Consider the following 17,462-nt stretch of genomic DNA (forward strand, 5'->3'; position numbering starts at 1 on the left):
TGAGTAGAATAATAGTTAGAAAGAACGCTGGAAGCGGATCATGCCCTGCCAGGCGTCATCTACATCATTGCCATAGAAGGCTTCATGAGCCTTCCAGTCGTCATCGAACTTGGTGTAGGAGACTTCCGGCGTAATGGTGAAGCCGGGGACCAGCTCATATGCGACGTTGGCAGTAACTGCGGTTTTACCCCAGTCGTCATATGCCGCCTGCAGGTTGAAGGCTGCCTTTTCCGTCGCCTTGTATTTCAGGCCGCCCCAGACAGCCCATTCGCCGCCCCACTGACCGTAGTTCTGGTCAGGCGATTCTTCAGACGCATAGGCACCCTGCAACCAGACGGAGAACTGATCGGTGATGTTGAGGTCGCCGCGAACCTTGGCGGCCCACTCTTCAATAACCGCATCGTAAGCGACAACACCGGCGATCGAGCCCCAGCCTTGTGCGTATTTCAAGCCGCCGACGATATGCGGTACATATTCGTCAACCGTGTAGGCATTGCTGTCGCCAGCGCCGCGACGGCCATCATAACCGCCATCATTGTCGCCGCCTTCTTCAACTGCGAGAACTGCGGAGAAGCCGTTTCCGGCATCGAAAGTGTACGAAATCTTGCCGGTACGGTAGCTGCCGGCAGAAATGACGTCATCGTTAATCACGTCGCCGAGATAACCCGTAAAGGTATGGAATTCGGATTCATCGATACCAATCTTCAGGCCGCCGAGTTTGATGTAGGCGAAGCGCATATTGGTGCCATCGCTGGAATCGCCGTAATAGCCATCATCGTTGGACGCGCTGCCGCTATAGTTGAAACGCAGCTCGGTGAAGGTGGACAGGGTGCCGAGCTCGGTTTCCGAAGCGGTCGAAAGGCGAAGGGCGAAGCGGGCGCTCTTGTCCCAGCCGCCGCGCTCAAGGCCGCTATAGGCGTTATCGCCGCCCTTGACGTCGTAACGGACATATCCGTGGACGCGCAAGCAGGTTTCAGTGCCCGGAATATAGAAGAAACCAGCGCCATAAGCATCGCAGACGCGGACATATTCAACGGCTTCCGGTTCTGGAGCGACGATAATATCTGCGGCCTGTGCGGTGGATGCCGACAAGATTGCCGCGGCAGAGCCGAATAAGATGTGTTTTAGTTTCATGAGAGTTGCCTCGATATATAGATAAGGTGACGGCTCATGTTTCTTTCCAATTTATCTTTTAAGCAAGAAGATTTATTCAAATAAAATTCATATTCGGACTCATGTTGCCTTTAAGAGACCAATTGTTTAAAATGAAAAAATTAAAAACAGAATAGTTATTTATACTAATTGAATTATGACATTTTTGTTATTTGACGTGCTTTCGTATGATTTCGGTTCAACAAATCGTTACTTTATTCATCGATTGCTCAATCCTAGAGATGGGGGATGAATGAGTAGTAAGAAAGGGCATCTCGTGGTTCATTCTGATACCCCAGCGGACAAATCAGGGCGCCCCGCGGAAAGAAAAGAATTGTCGCGCGAGCTTGCGTCTGCATTGTTTGGCGCCGCACAAAACTGGAGGACCCTTGCCGGAAAGCAATTGGTCGAAAGAGGCATCCGCACTGAGGTGGCTGCGGCTTTATTGAGTATCGCCGAAGTGGGAGATGGCGCCAAACAGGTTGATGTCGCCGGGCGCATGGGGGTATCGGCCGCGTCATTGGTACGCGTCGTCGATTCTCTGGAGGGCCTGGGTTACGTCAGGCGTGAGGTAGATGAGTTCAACAGGCGCGCCAACCGTCTTTGGTTAACGGGCAAGGGCCAGTCATTCATAGAGAAAATACAAAGCAGTCTGGACGACCTCAATCGCCAGCTGCTCCAGTTCGTCGATACGTCTCAAATATCAACGGCGATATCTACTTTGAGTTCGATTAAAAGCCCGCCGTCACTGACGCGGAAAAGACGTTTGCGTTAAAACAACAACTTAAAGCGCATCCCGAAAAGTGTGAAACGGTCTTGCGACGACAAGATGGGCGATTTTCACCATATCCTTGCAGGACGCCGGCTGGCAGTCAGGTCGCAAGTTTAAAATCCATTGCCCCGATTTTGTTTTCTATCTTTTCACGACAGTTCCGAAGACTGGCGGAAATAGTATCTTCCCGCCCGTGGACCCGAATAGTAGGCAGAACAACTGCCAAAGCATAAAGGCCCAGATGAGTGCGCAAAGCGATTGCAAAGCTGGACATGCCGGTGAAGAAGTCCGATGTGTCTCTGGCGACATCCTTTTCGCATGAAATGGCTTCGAGTTCGTGCGCAATGTCGGCCCCGGCCATGCTTTCTGTCAGGATCTGTCTCGCACGCTCAGCTGGCATCTGGGCGATGATCACGCGTCCTGGTGCCAGCTGATGGACCGGAAAAGGAACCGTTCCCAAGGGGAAGACGACACGCAGCGGCTGCTCGGCAATGCAGCGATCTATCGTCGTGAGACTAGGGCCGATCAAGCTGCAAAGCGCAATGGTTTCACCCAGCTCGCCGCATAATTCTTCAAGTAGCGGTCGCACTTCGGTTACGATGTCGGCCTGCCGACGGTAGACCAGTTCGGAGAGCGCAGGACCAAGACGGAAACCATAACCCTGTGGAGCGAGTTCCACGAAGCCCTCGGCTTCCAGTGATTGCATGATCCGCTGCACGGTGGATCGTGCCAGCCCGACCCGCGCTGCGACCGTGGCCAGGCTTAATCCATTGGGGGAGGCACCGAGTTCGCGCAGAATACCGGCAGCGCGGGCGATAACCTGAATGCTCGCAGTCCTGTCTTCTGTCTCCTTCATTGGCGGTCTCCATATAATTATTGCGTTGTTCACGATATTTTGCATGTTATTGTGATACACTGTACCATATAGCATAGACCATCTTCTCTTCCGGTGCATCAAGGATGATAGCGAGACATGAATTTTGGAAGTTTGGTACCTGATGGAAAGTGCCATTTTGCGGTTATGCATGGGATGACGGTGCATCTGCGGCGCAAGACTGTTTGCAATTTAAATCTCCGGCGCGGTGCGGCGCTTCGCTCGCCCGCCGCCTTTATTCTTTGACCTCCCGGTAGGAAACCTATGGCAAATCACCCCAAAAATTTTGCTGCGACTATTGCTTTGCTGATTGGGCTCGTTCCCGTTGGTGCACTTGCACAGCAGCCAGTACCGACAGTGACCGTCATGACTGCGGAGCCTGTAGATTTTACGGCAACCGTCCGGCTTCCGGGACGCATCAAGGCGTCGACGGTTGCGGAAGTGCGACCGCAGGTCTCCGGCATTCTTCAGACGCGCCTTTTTGAAGAAGGCGTCTCGGTTGACGTCGGGGAGGCGCTTTATCAGATTGAAGACGTGACCTATCGTGCCGCCGTGGCGGCTGCCAAGGCAGCGGTCTCGCAGGCTCAAGCCAATTATGATCTGGCTGTTCTGGAAGCAGAACGTGCCGAGAAACTTCTCTCGACCAATACAGGCTCGGCTGCCAATCGAGACAAGGCCGTCGCGAGCCAGGATGCTGCCGAAGCCGCGTTGCAAATGGCGCAGGCCCAGTTGAGCAGTGCCGAGATCGATCTGGACCGGACAACGGTTCGCGCGCCTGTTGCAGGTGTCATTGGCCTGTCTCAAACCACGACCGGTGCTCTGCTTAGTGCCCAGCAAGCCACTGCGCTGACGACAATCCGGACGCTGGATCCGGTTTATGTCGATGTGACGCTGTCGGCGAATGACCTTCTCAACTGGAGCGCCTCATCCGAGCAGCGGGAGGCCATGAAACACGCCAATGCCACCATGATTCTGCCAAACCGGCAGATATTCGACGCGCAAGGCGAGATCAAGGCCGCAGAGCCGCAGGTAGAGCCGACGACCGGGATGGTGACGTTGCGCGTAAGCTTTCCCAACCCCGACCATAAGCTGCTTCCCGGCCTTTACGTCGAAGTTGAACTGCCGCAGAGCGTCACCAGAAACGCGGTCCTGATACCCCAGAATGCGGTTATGCGTGACGCGAAGGGCGCTGCAAGCGTCTGGGTCGTCGAAGACGGCAAAATAGCGGTTCGTGAATTGACGGTTGTCACTGCTGACGGCAATCGCTGGGTCACGTCGGGATTGAAGGAAGGCGAGTTGATCGTCGTTTCGGGTTTCCAGAAAGCCGGGCCGGGAGCCGAAGTCCAGACCGAGACTGAAGAGCGCAAGCCCGACCCTGCCTCGAGCGGGGCTAACTGATCATGGCTCGTTTTTTCATAGACCGCCCGATCTTTGCCTGGGTTATCGCGATCATCATCATGGGCCTCGGGATTCTGGCGATTCTCCGCCTGCCCATTTCACAATATCCATCCATTGCCGGTCCTTCGATCGTCATTGGAGCGACATATCCCGGTGCATCGGCAGAGACGGTTGCCGACACGGTCGTCCAGCTTATCGAAAAAGAGATGACCGGCCTGGACGGAATGCGTTATATCGACTCCACGACCACTTCGACCGGTCGTGCAACGATAACGCTGACCTTCGAAATCGGCACCGATCCCGATATTGCACAGGTGCAGGTCCAGAATAAGCTGGCTCAGGCGGAAGCAAGCCTTCCTGCGGAGGTGACGCGCCAGGGCGTGACGGTCGAGAAATCCGCGACCGGCTTCCTCATGATCGTCGGTCTTGTGTCCGATGATGGCACGCGCAGCGATGTTGATCTGTCCGACTATCTGAGTTCATATATGGTCGAACCGGTATCTCGTCTGACCGGTGTCGGCAAGGTCGAGGTTTTCGGCGCTGAATATTCCATGCGCATATGGCTCGATCCGCTGAAGCTGAAATATTACGATCTTTCTCCCGATGTGGTTGTCAATGCGATTTCTTCGCAGAATGCGCAGATCTCGGCTGGCGCTTTCGGTGCGATGCCAGCGCCTCCGGGCCAGTTGCTGAATGCGACGATTACCGCCCAGTCCTTGCTGCAAACGCCTGAAGACTTTGAAAGCATCGTCTTGCGGGCCGATACTGACGGCGGGATGGTTCTGCTGCGGGACGTGGCACGAGCGGAGCTTGGCACTGAAAATTACGAAATCTCGTCCTTTTTTAACGGCAAACCGTCGACGGGCATGGCGATCCAGCTCGCATCGGGCGCCAACGCGCTGGAAACGGCCAATCTGGTCAAAGCCAAGATCGAAGAACTCTCGCATAATCTCCCTGCAGGGGTCAGCTATGTCATACCCTATGACACGACACCCTTTGTTCTGATTTCGATTGAAGCCGTGATCCATACCCTGATCGAGGCCATCGTGCTGGTGTTCCTCGTCATGCTTTTGTTCCTGCATAATTTCCGGGCCACGCTCATTCCGACGCTTGCGGTTCCCGTCGTGCTGCTGGGAACATTCGGAATCATGGCGGTGCTTGGTTTTTCGATCAACACGCTAACGATGCTGGCCATGGTGCTCGCAATCGGCCTGCTGGTCGACGATGCCATCGTGGTGGTCGAGAATGTCGAACGCATCATGCGCGACGAGCATCTGGGTCCAGTTGAAGCAACCCGCAAATCCATGGACGAAATCTCGGGCGCACTGGTCGGTATCGGCATCGTGGTCTCGGCGGTTTTCGTGCCTATGGCATTTTTTGGCGGATCGACCGGCGAGATGTACAAGCAATTCGCGGTCACGATCGTCTCGGCCATGATGCTGTCCGTCCTTGTGGCGCTGATTTTTACGCCCGCACTTTGTGCGACCATGCTCAAACCCCATTCTCATGCGCCGCGCAAGGGCATGCTGGCACGGCTGGGCGGGACATTCAGTTCCGGTTTTGAAAAGCGTTTCGACAGGGTTGTCGAGGCTTATAGCGGACTGGTCCGGCGCGTTACGGCGGGGCCGTTGCGCATGCTGGTCGTTTACGGGCTGATAGTTGCAGGGATGGCGGCACTTTATCAGAGCATCCCCACTTCTTTCCTGCCCGATGAAGATCAGGGCGCGCTTATCACCATCGTTCAGTTGCCTTCCGGTGCGACAGCCGAACAAACTGAAGATGTGCTCAAAAAGGTGGAAAAATATTACACCACCGCTGAAGCGCGCAATGTCGAATCTGTTTTCGCTGTTCGAGGCTTCTCATTTGCCGGACAGGGCCAGAACATGGCGATGATGTTCGTCAAGCTGAAAGACTGGGGGGAACGCACTGCCCCCGAGGACTCGGTTGAAGCCATTGCCGAGCGCGCCTTTGGACCGCTGATGGGCGGGATTAAAGAGGCTATCGTCATACCCATCGTGCCGCCTGCGGTCATGGAGCTTGGCACGTCTAACGGTTTCACCGCCTATCTTCAGGCAAATGCGGGCCAGACGCATGAGGAATTGCTGGAGGCCCGCAACATGCTTCTGGGTCTGGCTGCACAGGATAGCCGGCTGACTGCCGTGCGTCCGAGTGGGGTCGAGGATGCTTCGCAGTTCCGGATCAATATCGACTGGGCAAAAGCCGGGGCGGTCGGTGTCACCGCTGCGGATGTGGGTACGTTCCTCAGAACCATCTGGTCGAGTTCTTACGTAAACGATTTTCTTTATGAAGGCCGTGTCAAACGGGTCTATGTCCAGGGTGAACCCTGGGCGCGGACATCACCGGAGGATCTGGGCCTCTGGCGAATTCAGAATGCCAATGGTGCATTCGTCGATTTCTCGACGTTTGCGACACAGGAATGGATCTACGGTCCGCAGCAGGTCAGTCGCTATAATGCTTTGGCTGCGATGAAGATCGAAGGCTCGGCTTCCGAAGGATATACTTCCGGCGACGCGATTGCGGCCATGGAGGAGTTGGCGCAAAAACTGCCGCAGGGGTTCTCGCTGCAATGGACGGGCATGTCGCTGGAGGAAAAGGAAGCGGGAGCAGGCGCGATGCTTCTCTATGCCCTGGCCCTGACCACGGTTTTCCTTTGCCTTGCCGCGCTTTATGAAAGCTGGTCGATCCCGATCGCCGTGCTTCTGGCCATGCCGGTGGGGATTCTCGGGGCTTTGTTGGGAGCCTGGTTTGGCGGCCAGTCAAATGGCGTCTATTTTCAGGTGGGCATGCTGACAGTCGTCGGCCTGACCGGCAAAAACGGGATCATGATCGTCGAATTCGCCCGTGAACGCATGGCGACATTGGGTGAAACAGCGTTGGAGGCGGTACGTGAATCCGCCAAGCAGCGGTTCAGGCCGATTCTGATGACATCACTGGCCTTCGGCCTTGGCGTCACGCCGCTCATGCTTTCCACTGGCGCTGGATCAGGCGCACGCACGGCGATCGGCTATGCGACCGTGTTCGGAACGGCTACGGGCACGGCACTGGCCATCCTGTTTGTCCCGGTGTTCTTCGTGTTGATTACACGCTTGCTGTCTGGAAAAAGCAAGAACACGGAAAGCCAGTCCAGCCAAAGCTGATTGCGCTGTTCTTCCCCGCTGCAATGCGGGGAAGAACCCGATGCTTCCCCTTTGTGCGGGGCAGCACAGAAGGGCGCGTCCTGCAAAATGTCATTCCATCAGATCAGAAGACATCGGCAAGCATCTTGACTGCTGTAATGGCGAGGAAAATGCCGAATAGTTTGCGCAGCACACTTGGTTCAATCGTGTGGGCTGCGCGCGCGCCAAGTGGAGCAAACCACAGGCTCGTCAAAACGATCGCCACCATGCCGCCAAGATTGACATAGCCCAGCGAATAGACCGGCAGACCTTCTTTCCCCCAGCCATTGATAATATAGCCCAGCGTTCCCGGTACAGCGATGATGAGGCCGATGACGGAGGCGGTGCCGACCGCACGCCGAACGGGATAGCTGCATATGCTCAGGGTTGGCACCGTAAGCGTTCCGCCGCCGATACCCATCAAGGTCGAGATGGTGCCAATGCCGGTTGCCATCGCGGCTTGCTGGGGTTTGGGCGGCAGCGATTTGATGGGGTGCCAGCCTTCCGGGGTGAACAGCATGTAAATGGCGACGAAGGCCGCCACGAATGCGAATATGGCCGTCAATATTTCGCCCGGCGCATAGGCTGCGACAAGCACGCCGATCACCACGCCCACCCCGACGAAAGGCCCCCAGAAGCGCAGAAGTTCGCCATCGACGGCGCCACGGGCGCGGTGGGCGCGGATCGACTGGAACGAGGTCGGGATGATCGTCGCAAGCGATGTGCCGACCGCTATATGGGCCCGCAGGGATGGATCGACGTCGAAGAAGGCGAGGACGTGGTAAAGAACCGGCACCACAATAATGCCGCCTCCCACTCCCAGAAGCCCGGCAAGAAAACCCGAAAGACAGCCGACCAGACCCAGCACCAGGGCGAATGTCGTCATGACGGTCAATGTAATTGGCATGGTTCTTTCCATTTGAGTATTCCAGCGGCAGCAAAAACGCGTGCGCGTGGAAAAACATGAAGCTGGCACAGTCGGGAGAAGGGCATGGAAAAATGGCGCGCCGCAGCGCGCCAGAATTTGTCGCGCAGGTCTTCTTCAGACGACTTTGAAGGCTACTTCATCGACGCCGTCCACATGCGCCACCATTTCATCGCCTTTGACGATGGCGCCGACGCCCGCCGGAGTGCCTGCGAAAATCAGGTCGCCAGCGCGCAGTGTGAACAATCTGGAGAGATAGGAGATCATTTCCGGCACCTTCCAGATCATCTGGTTGAGGTCGCCGTTCTGTCGTATCTCACCATTCACCTTAAGCCAGATCGCACCTTGCGTGGGGTGGCCTACAGCTGCCACAGGATGCAAGGGGCCGCAGGGTGCGGATTGCTCGAATGCCTTGCCGGTTTCCCATGGACGACCAAGCTTCTTGGCTTCGCCCTGCAAGTCACGGCGGGTCATATCGAGACCGACGGCGTAGCCATAGACGCAATCAAGGGCCTTTTCGAGCGGTATGTTGTCACCGCCGCTCTGAAGGGCGACGACAAGCTCGACCTCGTGATGAACATCGTTCGTTTCCGGCGGGTAGGGGAAGTCGGCTCCGGCTACGACCAGCGTATCGGGGTTTTTCTGGAAGAAGAACGGTGGCTCCTTGTTGGGGTCGTGGCCCATCTCGATGGCGTGATCGGCAAAATTCCGGCCGACACAATAGATGCGGTGCACGGGAAAGAGCGCCTGGCTGTTAGCCACCGGCAGGGTGGGAACCGGGGCGGGCTTGAAGACGTAGGCGGTGTTGATGGAGGTCATGTCGTTCATTATCTTGCTCCTGCGTAATATTCGATGCGTTTTTCAAAGAGTTCCACCGCCGCGGACAACAGCATGGCCACCGCGAAGAGGATGATTGTGAGAGCCCAGAACCGCTCCATGTCGAAGCTTCTGGAATAGAGTTCAAAGAGTTCGCCATAGCCGATGATGGATACGAGAATCTGCCCGATCACCACGCCCTTCACACCACGGATAAGGCCGATGCGGATGCCCGCGAGGATTTCCGGGAGAGCGGAGAAAACGATGATCTTGGAGAAGATCGCAAAGCGGGAAGCCCCGTAACTGCGGCCCATTTCGATAAGGGATGGCGGCACCTGCATGACGCCTGCGCGTGCATCGAGCACGATGATCCAGACGGCGAACAGGAAAACCGTGACGAAGATTGTGGTTTCGCCGAGACCGAACAGGATCATGAGGACCGGCACAAGGGCCGACAAGGGCGCACTGACGAAGATATTGACCCACAGGCCGAAAATATTATCGACAATCTTGAAGCGCCCCATGGCGATGCCAAGCGGCACGCCGACACTGATAGCGAGGGCCATGCCGATCACGAAGGAGCGGATGGTCACCACCGATGCATTCTGCCAGGAATTGGTCGCGACCAGCTCGAAGCCTGCGGAAATGATGGCGCTCATGGGCGGGATGAGGAATATCACATCCATCCTGCCGACGATTTCCCACATGCACGCCCAGAAGAGGAGCGACGCCATCATGGGTATCTTTATACCGAAGAGTCTCATGGCGCATCACTCCGCATATTGCCGGAGACCCTGCCAGATCTCCTCCACCACATCGAGATAGCCCTTGTCGCGCCGGATGACGTCCGGCGAGGCGGAGCGGTCGATATTGGGTTCCATGATTTGCGAAACGCGCCCGGGCCGGGGCGAAAGCAGAACGATGCGGTCGGAAACATAGACGGCTTCCTCGATCGAGTGGGTTACGAAGATGAAGGTCTTGCGCTCCTTTTCGACAAGATTAAGCAGGTCTTCCTGAAACTTGCGCCGGTTCTGTTCATCGACTGCGGAGAACGGCTCGTCCAGAAGCAGCACATCCGCATTCACCGAGAAGGCCCGGGCAATCCCGACACGCTGATGCATTCCGCCCGAAAGCTCATGCGGATATTTGTCCTCAAAACCTGTGAGGCCGACTTCGCTGATATAATGTTTGGCGATACGGTGGCGCTCAGTCCGGGGGATGCCCTTGAGTTCGAGGCCGAACGCCACATTGCGCAGCACCGTCGCCCAGGGCATCAGCGCAAAATCCTGAAAGACGAAGGCGCGTTCAGGGCCGGGGCCCGTCACGACCTTGCCATTAATCCGGATCTGGCCGGAGGTTGCAGGTACAAGACCGGCAATGATCTTGAGCAGGGTTGTTTTTCCGCATCCGGAAGGCCCCAGCAAGGTCGTCAGCTTGCCGCGCTCGAAAGAGAGGCTGACATTGCGCAGCGCTTCTACATCATTGTAGCGTTTGCAGATGTCGCGCACGTCGACAATGGCGTCGTAATCCACTGCGCCGGAAAAATCAGCAGCACTGGCTGCCATGGGACTGGCCATTTTATTTTCTCCTCTTTTCGGGACGCAGGAAGCGCAGCTCGACATATTGCAAAGCAGCGAGCGTCAGCGTCGAAACGGCGATGATGGATGCGACCGCCGCATACATATGCGCATAATTGGCCACTGAGCGGTGATAGGTGATCAGATCGCCAATGCCGGTCGGCGTAATCAGAAGTTCTGCAAGCATGACGCCGATGAAACCGGCGGCAACGCCAAGGCGAAGCCCGGCAAACAGGACCGGCGTGGCATCGGGAACAATGATCTTGAAGATCTGCTGTCTGCGGCTGCCCTGAAATGAGCGGCACATATCGACAAGCGACGGATTGACGTGCCGTACGGCCTTGTAGGAGTTGAGCACGATCACAGGCAATGCCAGCATGATGACGGCGAGGGTCTTGGCGACGAGGCCGATGCCATAAACGAATGTGACCAGCGGTACGAGCGCTGCCATCGGTGCTGCCTGAAGCACGATGAAGACTGGCGCCAGCAACCATTCGGCCTTGTCCGACAGGCCCATGGCGATTCCAAGGCTAATCCCCAACAGGGCCGATACGGCAACGCCAATTATCAGCGGCTGGAGGGTCAGGGCATAGGCGGGCAGGAGCGTGCCGTCAGCCGCCATTTCAAAAAGGGCGGCAATCGTTTCAAGAAAGGTGGGAAAGGCGAAGCTGATTGGAATGCGGCCAGCAATTTCCCACATGGTAAACAGGATTGCGAGAGACACCACGACCCAGAAGGACTTCCGGCGTTGGGCGAAATCGGTGAGCGCTTCGACGATGCCGGGGGAGCCGTTGTTGGCCCCTCCGGTCGCGCTCACCTTGGAAGGTGAAGCGGTCATGTCCATCTACTTGTTTCCGATTTTTTCAAGCACTGCATTGAGCGCGGTGAGATCCCAGAAATCTTCGACTTTCAGCTCTTCAGGCTTGCCTTCGAGCGCGCCGGAAATGGTATAAAAGTCAAAGTCGTCGCGGGCGGCATCTTCACCGCCGCCATTGAGCGGCAGAACGGCCGCGGCCTCTTCGAAATAGGGCTGAATGTCGGCAATCATATCGGGTGTTGCATCGGGCAGCAGCTTGTATTGGTCGCGCAGGGCGGCTGCCGCCTTCGGATCGGCCTGAACCTCGCGCCATGTCGTCAGGATGCTTTCGATGAGGATTTCAACATCCTTCTGGTTCTTGGAAAGATAGTCGGTATTGGCGAAGAGCGCCTCATCCGTCGCGCTGACTTCACCCAATGGCAGGAAAGCGAATTTGCCCGGTGCTTCTTTTTCGAGAATGCGCTTGCCCGACGAATCCACGATGGTCGCCTTGACATTGCCTTGCAACAGCGCACCGGTTCTCACTTCCGCACCCGGCACATAGGAAATGTTGGAATAGGCGATGTCGTTCTTGTCGGCCATCAGCTGCATGATGGCCTCGGTGCCCGAGCCGCGCGAATGCACCGCGATCTCCTGACCGTCGAGATCCTTCCATTCCTTGTAGAATTCGGTGTTCACGACCGGATAGAACTGGAGTCTGGAAAGCTGCATGAAAATGCGGATCGGCGCCTTGACCTTTTGAAGCAGCGCATAGGGGCCGCCTACACCAATATCAGCCTGCCCGCCGACTACGGCCTGCGCCGCAATATCCTCGCTCTTGAGGAAGGTGATCTTTATATCGACGCCTTTCTCTCTGGCGCGCTCAAAGGCAGCGAGAAGATGAACGGATTCGACCGTCGCGATGTCGCCAAAGGCGATACGCATCGGATCGGCCATGGCCAATCCGGGAATTGCGGTGGAAAGGCAAAGGGCTGCCGCGACCGCAGACGCCCTCAATCGTCTGACAAAAATGCTCATTCTCATTCCTCCCATAATCAGGTTTAGCCTTAAACCCAATCTGAAACCAATTCTTCATTAATTTATAATGGTGTCAATATAGGAAATGTGATGGATAGCTCTGAGAAAATGTCACCGCAATTAAAATTAAGGTCAATATATTGATATATAATAATAAAATATTTTCGTTTTTTAATAATTCAATCAAGATTGACAGGCGTGTATGGGGCCGTTATAACGAAACCAATCAGAAATTGGTTAGGTTTGAATATGGATAGCGGCACAGAAGCGGACATTCTTTCCCGTCTGCGAGACTTTCTGGCGACGGCTGAACTTTCGGATGGCGGGCGTGTACCAGCGGAGCGCGTATTGGCGGAAACACTGGGTGTGGGTCGCGGCGCCTTACGCAAGGCGCTGGCGACATTGCAGGCAGAGGGCGTAATCTGGCGGCATGTCGGCAAGGGCACTTTCACGGGAGAGCGCCCTATAGATACTGTTGCCGATATTCAGGCGATGGTTCAGCGGACCAATCCGCCTGAGGTCATGAGCGCCCGTATCGCCTTCGAGCCGGAAGTGGCACGCTGCGCTGCTCTCAATGCGACGCCCAGTCAGATCGTGGAAATACGCAATTGCATGCTCAAAGCGCAGCAGGCGCCGACATGGCGCATCTATGAGCAGTGGGACAATCGCCTGCATCGGGCGATTGGGGAAGCTTCGCAGAATTCACTTCTTCTTGGGCTTCTTGATACGCTGAACGCGGTACGCCGTGCGGTGACATGGGGTCGCTTGCGAAACAATCCGGTTCGCCCGCCTCGGGATCATCATTCCTTTGAGGAGCACGCCGCAATCGTTGAGAGTATAGCCAATCGCGATGGTGCGGGTGCGGCAGACGCCATGCGGCGGCACCTGCGCAGTGTAGAAAACCATATGCGTGACCTGAGCTGAATGTGCCTATGCAGTGAGCGCCTGCGGTCCGGATTTCTCATTTTAGAGCATGTCGTTATCCCGAAACCGGTTCCCACTTTCGGGCGACATGCTTTAGGCTGGACATCAATCCGGGTAGGGTAAATATTCTCGACATTCATATATGAGGAAAGTAATCATGTTTTTGACATGAGAATCTGCGATTCGACTGAATTTCGGCGAACTGCGTCATTAGAGCATTTCCAGCAAAAGTGTGAAACGGTTTTGCGTCGGATAATGCGATAAAACAAAGACTTGAGACGCGGTTCAAGCGATTCTGTTTAAGCAGGAACAGCTCTAGAAAGGGGATATTTATGAGGGCCGGTCTTATTTGCAGCTTGATGCTGGCTGCTGCAATCATGCCGTCGGCGGCATTTGCCGATAGTGTGACTGTCACCCACGCCAAGGGTGAGCTTACCCTTGATGGGGTGCCGCAAAAGGTTGCCGTTTTTGATCTGGCCAGCCTCGATATTATCGATGCTTTGGGCGTGGATGCCGTCGCGGGCGTGCCGAAGAGCGAGGATGGTTCATTCAATGCCCCGGCCTATTTGTCTAAATATGCAGATGGAAAATATGTAGGGGTCGGAACGCTTTTCGAGCCGGACATCGAAGCGCTCAAGGCATTGAAACCCGATCTGATTATTATCGCGGGCCGTTCGTCGCGCCAGTATGACGCCGTTAAGGACATCGCACCGACTGTTGACCTGTCACCGGCCGGTGAAGGTCTGGTCGCAGATGGGATCAAGACGACCAGAACATTGGGCGAAATTTTTCACGTTGAAGAGAAGGCTTCGGCAGAAATAGCGCAATTGAATGCTTCGGTGGATGCCCTGCATTCCGCAGCGCCCCAAAACGCGAAGGCGCTCGTCTTGTTCGCCGTCGGTGAAAATTTCATGCCGCATGCGCCCGGAGCGCGTTTTGGCACGCTTTACGACTATATAGGGCTTGCTTCGGTGATGGAGCCCTATGTTGCACCGGCAAGGACTGATGCTTCGGCAAGGAAACGTCCGGAGCCCGGCTCACCCGAGGCGGAAGCTGCAAGGAAGAAGCAGATCGAAGCTCGTGATTCCGCTTTGGCGCAATCGCCGGATTGGATCGTCACCCTTGATCGGGGAGCAATTTCGAGCCCGGAACCGAGCGATATTGCGCAGCGTCTGGAAAAGGTCGAAACAGTTACCGCGACACCGGCCTGGAAGGCGGGTCAGGTTATCCACCTCGATCCGCGTGCGTGGTATCTGGTGGGCAGCGGGATTCAGAATCTGACGAATACAGCCAAGGACATCACCTTGCAGTTCGCTGAAAACAAGTAAACATTACACCGCCGTGCCCGACAGGGTGCGGCGGTTTCGCCTTCTGGCTCTCTTATTGGCCGCACTCTGATTCCATTGCCTGAGTGGTGATTTGGTCTGAGCACAAAGATGTCACGGCTGCGTGGACGAGCCCCTCGCGGAGATCGATGCGGCCCCCCCGATCCCACACGGGCACTGGAAGACGGCGACATTTACCGGAGCGCTCAGGCTCTCCGGCATGAGCGCGCCCATGGTCCTCGACAGTGCGATGAACGGGGTGGCGTTCCAAACTTAAAGCTGTCTTGCGCGCCAAAGCTGAGCGAGCGGTCGAGGGCTTATGGAATGCGCCAACTCCTTCAAATCATGCGGATATGACCCGAGTAAAGTGGAAATTCCCCAGCAGCAGGCCCGGCATGGCAATCTTTCCGGTGCGGCGCGCAGATGAGGTCTTCATTTTGCATAATTAAAGTTGACTAAAAGAATCATGATTATATACCCCCTATTTAACTTGAGTCATTGAGTCTACTTAAACATGGGGTGAAAGCATGTCGTGCCTGCAGATTGAAATTCGGAACAAAAACAGATGGGCCGGCCATTTGCTGGCCACGACGATGCTGGGCAGCGCAGTTGGGCTGATTTTGACCGGCGCGATGCCAGCGGGGGCGCAAGAACAGGCCGGGACACAGGGCGATACGCCAGCAAGGGCCGCGAATGGCGCAAAGGAAAATGTGCTTCAGCTTGATACGATCACCATCTCGCCGCTCATCGGCAATCAGGCAGTTATCGATGCCATTGGTGCGACGAGCATTGTTACCCGGCAGCAGATCGATCGCATCCAGCCAACGACTGCCGCTGATCTGTTCCGTTCTACTCCGGGGGTTCATGCTTCGCTTAACGGTGATGACCCGGCAACGTCGATCAACATTCGCGGATTGCAGCAATATGGCCGTGTTGCCGTGACACTGGATGGCGCACGACAGGATTACTGGCGGGTCGGTCACGGTTCGGGTTCGTTCTATATCGAGCCGGAAATGCTCAAGCAGGTCACGGTCATTCGCGGGCCGGTTTCCAACGCTTATGGTTCGGGTGGGATTGGCGGTCTCGTGGCGTTTGAAACCAAGGACGCGCGCGATTTCCTGAATGATGACGAAACGTGGGCGCTCAGTGAAAAGCTGCGATATGAGAGCAATGGCAAAGGCTTTTTGACGAGCACGGTCGGTGCTTACCGGTTCAACGAAAACGTCGACGTGATCGGCAATATCAATTACCGCGACAGCGATGAATACAAGAACGGCGATGGCGATTATGTGCGCTGGACCGGTGAAAGAGCGATCAGCGGGCTTGGAAAGGTCACGCTGCGCCCGGCGGATGGGCACGAGGTGAAGATGGGCTTTTCCCGCCAGAAATATGATGACATCATGACCGGCAGCAGCGGTTCGTCCTCTGCGAGCCTGTCACGTTACGACGCCGATACGATTGTCAGCACCTATACCGGCAGCTACACCTACAAGCCGGATGACAATCCGCTCTGGGATCTGTCGGTCAATGCCTATTACAGCGACACCGACAATGACCAGTATCAGGTCTGGTCGAAGGCGAATATCGGCAATACCCGCTATTACGATGTGTCCACCGCCGGTATCCGCGCCTATAACAGTTCGCGTTTCGAAACCGATGCGATGACCCATACCCTGACCTACGGCATGGATTACTACAAGTTGCGCGGCGAATCCGACACCGACAATTTCGGCAATGGCGAGCAGCAGGCTTATGGCGGTGTTCTTCAATGGCAGGGCGATTACCAGAACTGGCTCGAACTGATCGGTGCTGTTCGCTATGACGGATATAAGCTCGACGGCTCCACGAAAGGCACGCCCGACGTTCCTTCAGAAGAGGTAAGCGTCGACGGCAATCGCGTTTCGCCGCGCCTGAGCATCGGTGTCACGCCCTTCGACGGGGTGCAATTCTATGGCCTTTATTCACAAGGCTATCGTGTGCCCCATATGCAGGACATGTTCCGGCAAAATGGCGCCCATGGGGCGACGGGCTATGAGCCTAATCTTTTCCTCGAACCGGAAGTCGCGACATCTTATGAGTTCGGGATCAATCTGCGCCAGGACAACCTGATCGAAGCGGGAGACCAGTTGCGCACGAAGCTCAATTTCTTCTACACGGACGTCAAGGATTACATCAATACGGTGACGGTTCGGAGGGCGGGGGGCGTCAATATAACGACCTCGGAAAATGTCGGCACGGCGCGCCTGCGCGGCGTCGAGCTTGAAGGCACCTATGATAGCTGGTGGGGCTACGTCAATCTGGCCGCATCCTTCACGGATGCGGAAATGAAGGACGGCATTTACAAGGGTGAAGCGCTCAGCAACACGCCGCTGGATAATGTCAGCGCAACCTTGGGCCTCAAGGCGTTCGAAGACAAGCTGATCTATGGTGTCGAATATGCAAGCATGGGCAAGGTCACCCGCGTGATCAGCAATGGCGTCAAGGTCTATCCGCGCGTGGATCTGGTCAATGTGTTCGCCAACTGGCAGGTCACAGATAATATGAAGCTCGATTTTGGCGTCGATAACCTCTTCGACAAGTCCTATACCGACGCACAAACGGGATGGGCGACCGCTTCGGATATTGAGCAGGGCAAGGGACGGACGTTCAAGATTGCCCTTACCGGGCGCATTGGCGGCTAATCCAAGTC

Annotated in this window: 14 protein-coding genes and 1 pseudogene; 7 read left to right on the forward strand and 8 right to left on the reverse strand. The window is 55.9% G+C overall.

The annotated features are described in order from the left end of the window. Positions 1 to 15 precede the first annotated feature (15 nt). Positions 16 to 1,134, reverse strand: a complete 1,119-nt coding sequence (locus DKP76_RS04365) for a porin (protein ID WP_109705245.1) — start codon at positions 1,132 to 1,134, stop codon at positions 16 to 18. A 271-nt stretch (positions 1,135 to 1,405) separates the two neighbouring features. Here DKP76_RS04365 and DKP76_RS04370 point away from each other — a divergent pair, with 271 nt between their 5' ends. Next, entirely contained in the window at positions 1,406 to 1,927 is a 522-nt protein-coding gene (locus DKP76_RS04370) for a MarR family winged helix-turn-helix transcriptional regulator (protein WP_109705246.1), read from the forward strand. 97 nt (positions 1,928 to 2,024) lie between these two features. On the opposite strand, the gene DKP76_RS04375 is transcribed toward DKP76_RS04370, so the two are convergent. Next, the gene (locus DKP76_RS04375; protein ID WP_158279410.1) at positions 2,025 to 2,780 is read right to left on the reverse strand and encodes an IclR family transcriptional regulator; all 756 of its coding nucleotides are present in this window, start codon (positions 2,778 to 2,780) and stop codon (positions 2,025 to 2,027) included. 282 nt (positions 2,781 to 3,062) lie between these two features. Between DKP76_RS04375 and DKP76_RS04380 the strand changes: the two genes are divergently transcribed. Both DKP76_RS04380 and DKP76_RS04385 read left to right on the forward strand, forming a co-directional pair. Beyond that, positions 3,063 to 4,196, forward strand: a complete 1,134-nt coding sequence (locus tag DKP76_RS04380) for an efflux RND transporter periplasmic adaptor subunit (protein ID WP_109705248.1) — start codon at positions 3,063 to 3,065, stop codon at positions 4,194 to 4,196. A 2-nt stretch (positions 4,197 to 4,198) separates the two neighbouring features. Beyond that, on the forward strand, positions 4,199 to 7,354 hold the full coding sequence (locus DKP76_RS04385) for an efflux RND transporter permease subunit (protein WP_109705249.1): 3,156 nt from the start codon (positions 4,199 to 4,201) through the stop codon (positions 7,352 to 7,354). A 103-nt stretch (positions 7,355 to 7,457) separates the two neighbouring features. Here DKP76_RS04385 and DKP76_RS04390 read toward each other — a convergent pair whose 3' ends face one another. The 6 genes from DKP76_RS04390 to DKP76_RS04415 form a co-directional block, all read right to left on the reverse strand. Next, positions 7,458 to 8,279, reverse strand: coding sequence for a sulfite exporter TauE/SafE family protein (locus tag DKP76_RS04390; protein WP_109705250.1), 822 nt, complete (start codon positions 8,277 to 8,279; stop codon positions 7,458 to 7,460). Positions 8,280 to 8,414: 135 nt separating this feature from the next. Beyond that, positions 8,415 to 9,125: a fumarylacetoacetate hydrolase family protein gene (locus DKP76_RS04395; protein ID WP_199224751.1), complete on the reverse strand. Its 711-nt coding sequence runs from the start codon at positions 9,123 to 9,125 to the stop codon at positions 8,415 to 8,417. Next, positions 9,125 to 9,877, reverse strand: a complete 753-nt coding sequence (locus DKP76_RS04400; protein ID WP_109705251.1) for an ABC transporter permease — start codon at positions 9,875 to 9,877, stop codon at positions 9,125 to 9,127. Before DKP76_RS04400 ends, DKP76_RS04395 begins: the two co-directional genes overlap by 1 nt. A gap of 6 nt (positions 9,878 to 9,883) precedes the next feature. Further along, on the reverse strand, positions 9,884 to 10,690 hold the full coding sequence (locus DKP76_RS04405) for an ABC transporter ATP-binding protein (protein WP_109705252.1): 807 nt from the start codon (positions 10,688 to 10,690) through the stop codon (positions 9,884 to 9,886). Between the two features lies 1 nt (position 10,691). Further along, a complete protein-coding gene (locus tag DKP76_RS04410; RefSeq protein WP_109705253.1) occupies positions 10,692 to 11,534 on the reverse strand; it encodes an ABC transporter permease in 843 nt (280 codons plus the stop codon). Then, on the reverse strand, positions 11,535 to 12,524 hold the full coding sequence (locus tag DKP76_RS04415) for an ABC transporter substrate-binding protein (RefSeq protein ID WP_109705254.1): 990 nt from the start codon (positions 12,522 to 12,524) through the stop codon (positions 11,535 to 11,537). A gap of 249 nt (positions 12,525 to 12,773) precedes the next feature. Here DKP76_RS04415 and DKP76_RS04420 point away from each other — a divergent pair, with 249 nt between their 5' ends. The 4 genes and pseudogenes from DKP76_RS04420 (at position 12,774) to DKP76_RS04435 (ending at position 17,454) form a co-directional block, all read left to right on the forward strand. Next, entirely contained in the window at positions 12,774 to 13,448 is a 675-nt protein-coding gene (locus DKP76_RS04420) for a FadR/GntR family transcriptional regulator (RefSeq protein ID WP_109705255.1), read from the forward strand. A 332-nt stretch (positions 13,449 to 13,780) separates the two neighbouring features. After that, complete coding sequence (locus DKP76_RS04425; protein WP_109705256.1) at positions 13,781 to 14,776, forward strand: siderophore ABC transporter substrate-binding protein; 996 nt, start codon at positions 13,781 to 13,783, stop codon at positions 14,774 to 14,776. A 93-nt stretch (positions 14,777 to 14,869) separates the two neighbouring features. Continuing rightward, a pseudogene (locus DKP76_RS19315) lies at positions 14,870 to 15,041 on the forward strand (IS630 family transposase); the annotation flags it as partial. A gap of 325 nt (positions 15,042 to 15,366) precedes the next feature. Next, positions 15,367 to 17,454 carry a TonB-dependent hemoglobin/transferrin/lactoferrin family receptor gene (locus tag DKP76_RS04435; protein WP_245410141.1) on the forward strand — a complete coding sequence of 696 codons (2,088 nt, stop codon included), beginning with the start codon at positions 15,367 to 15,369 and terminating at the stop codon, positions 17,452 to 17,454. Positions 17,455 to 17,462 lie beyond the last annotated feature (8 nt).

Origin of the sequence: Falsochrobactrum shanghaiense (assembly GCF_003149535.1) — a bacterium.
Classification (GTDB): Bacteria; Pseudomonadota; Alphaproteobacteria; order Rhizobiales; family Rhizobiaceae; genus Brucella; species Brucella shanghaiense.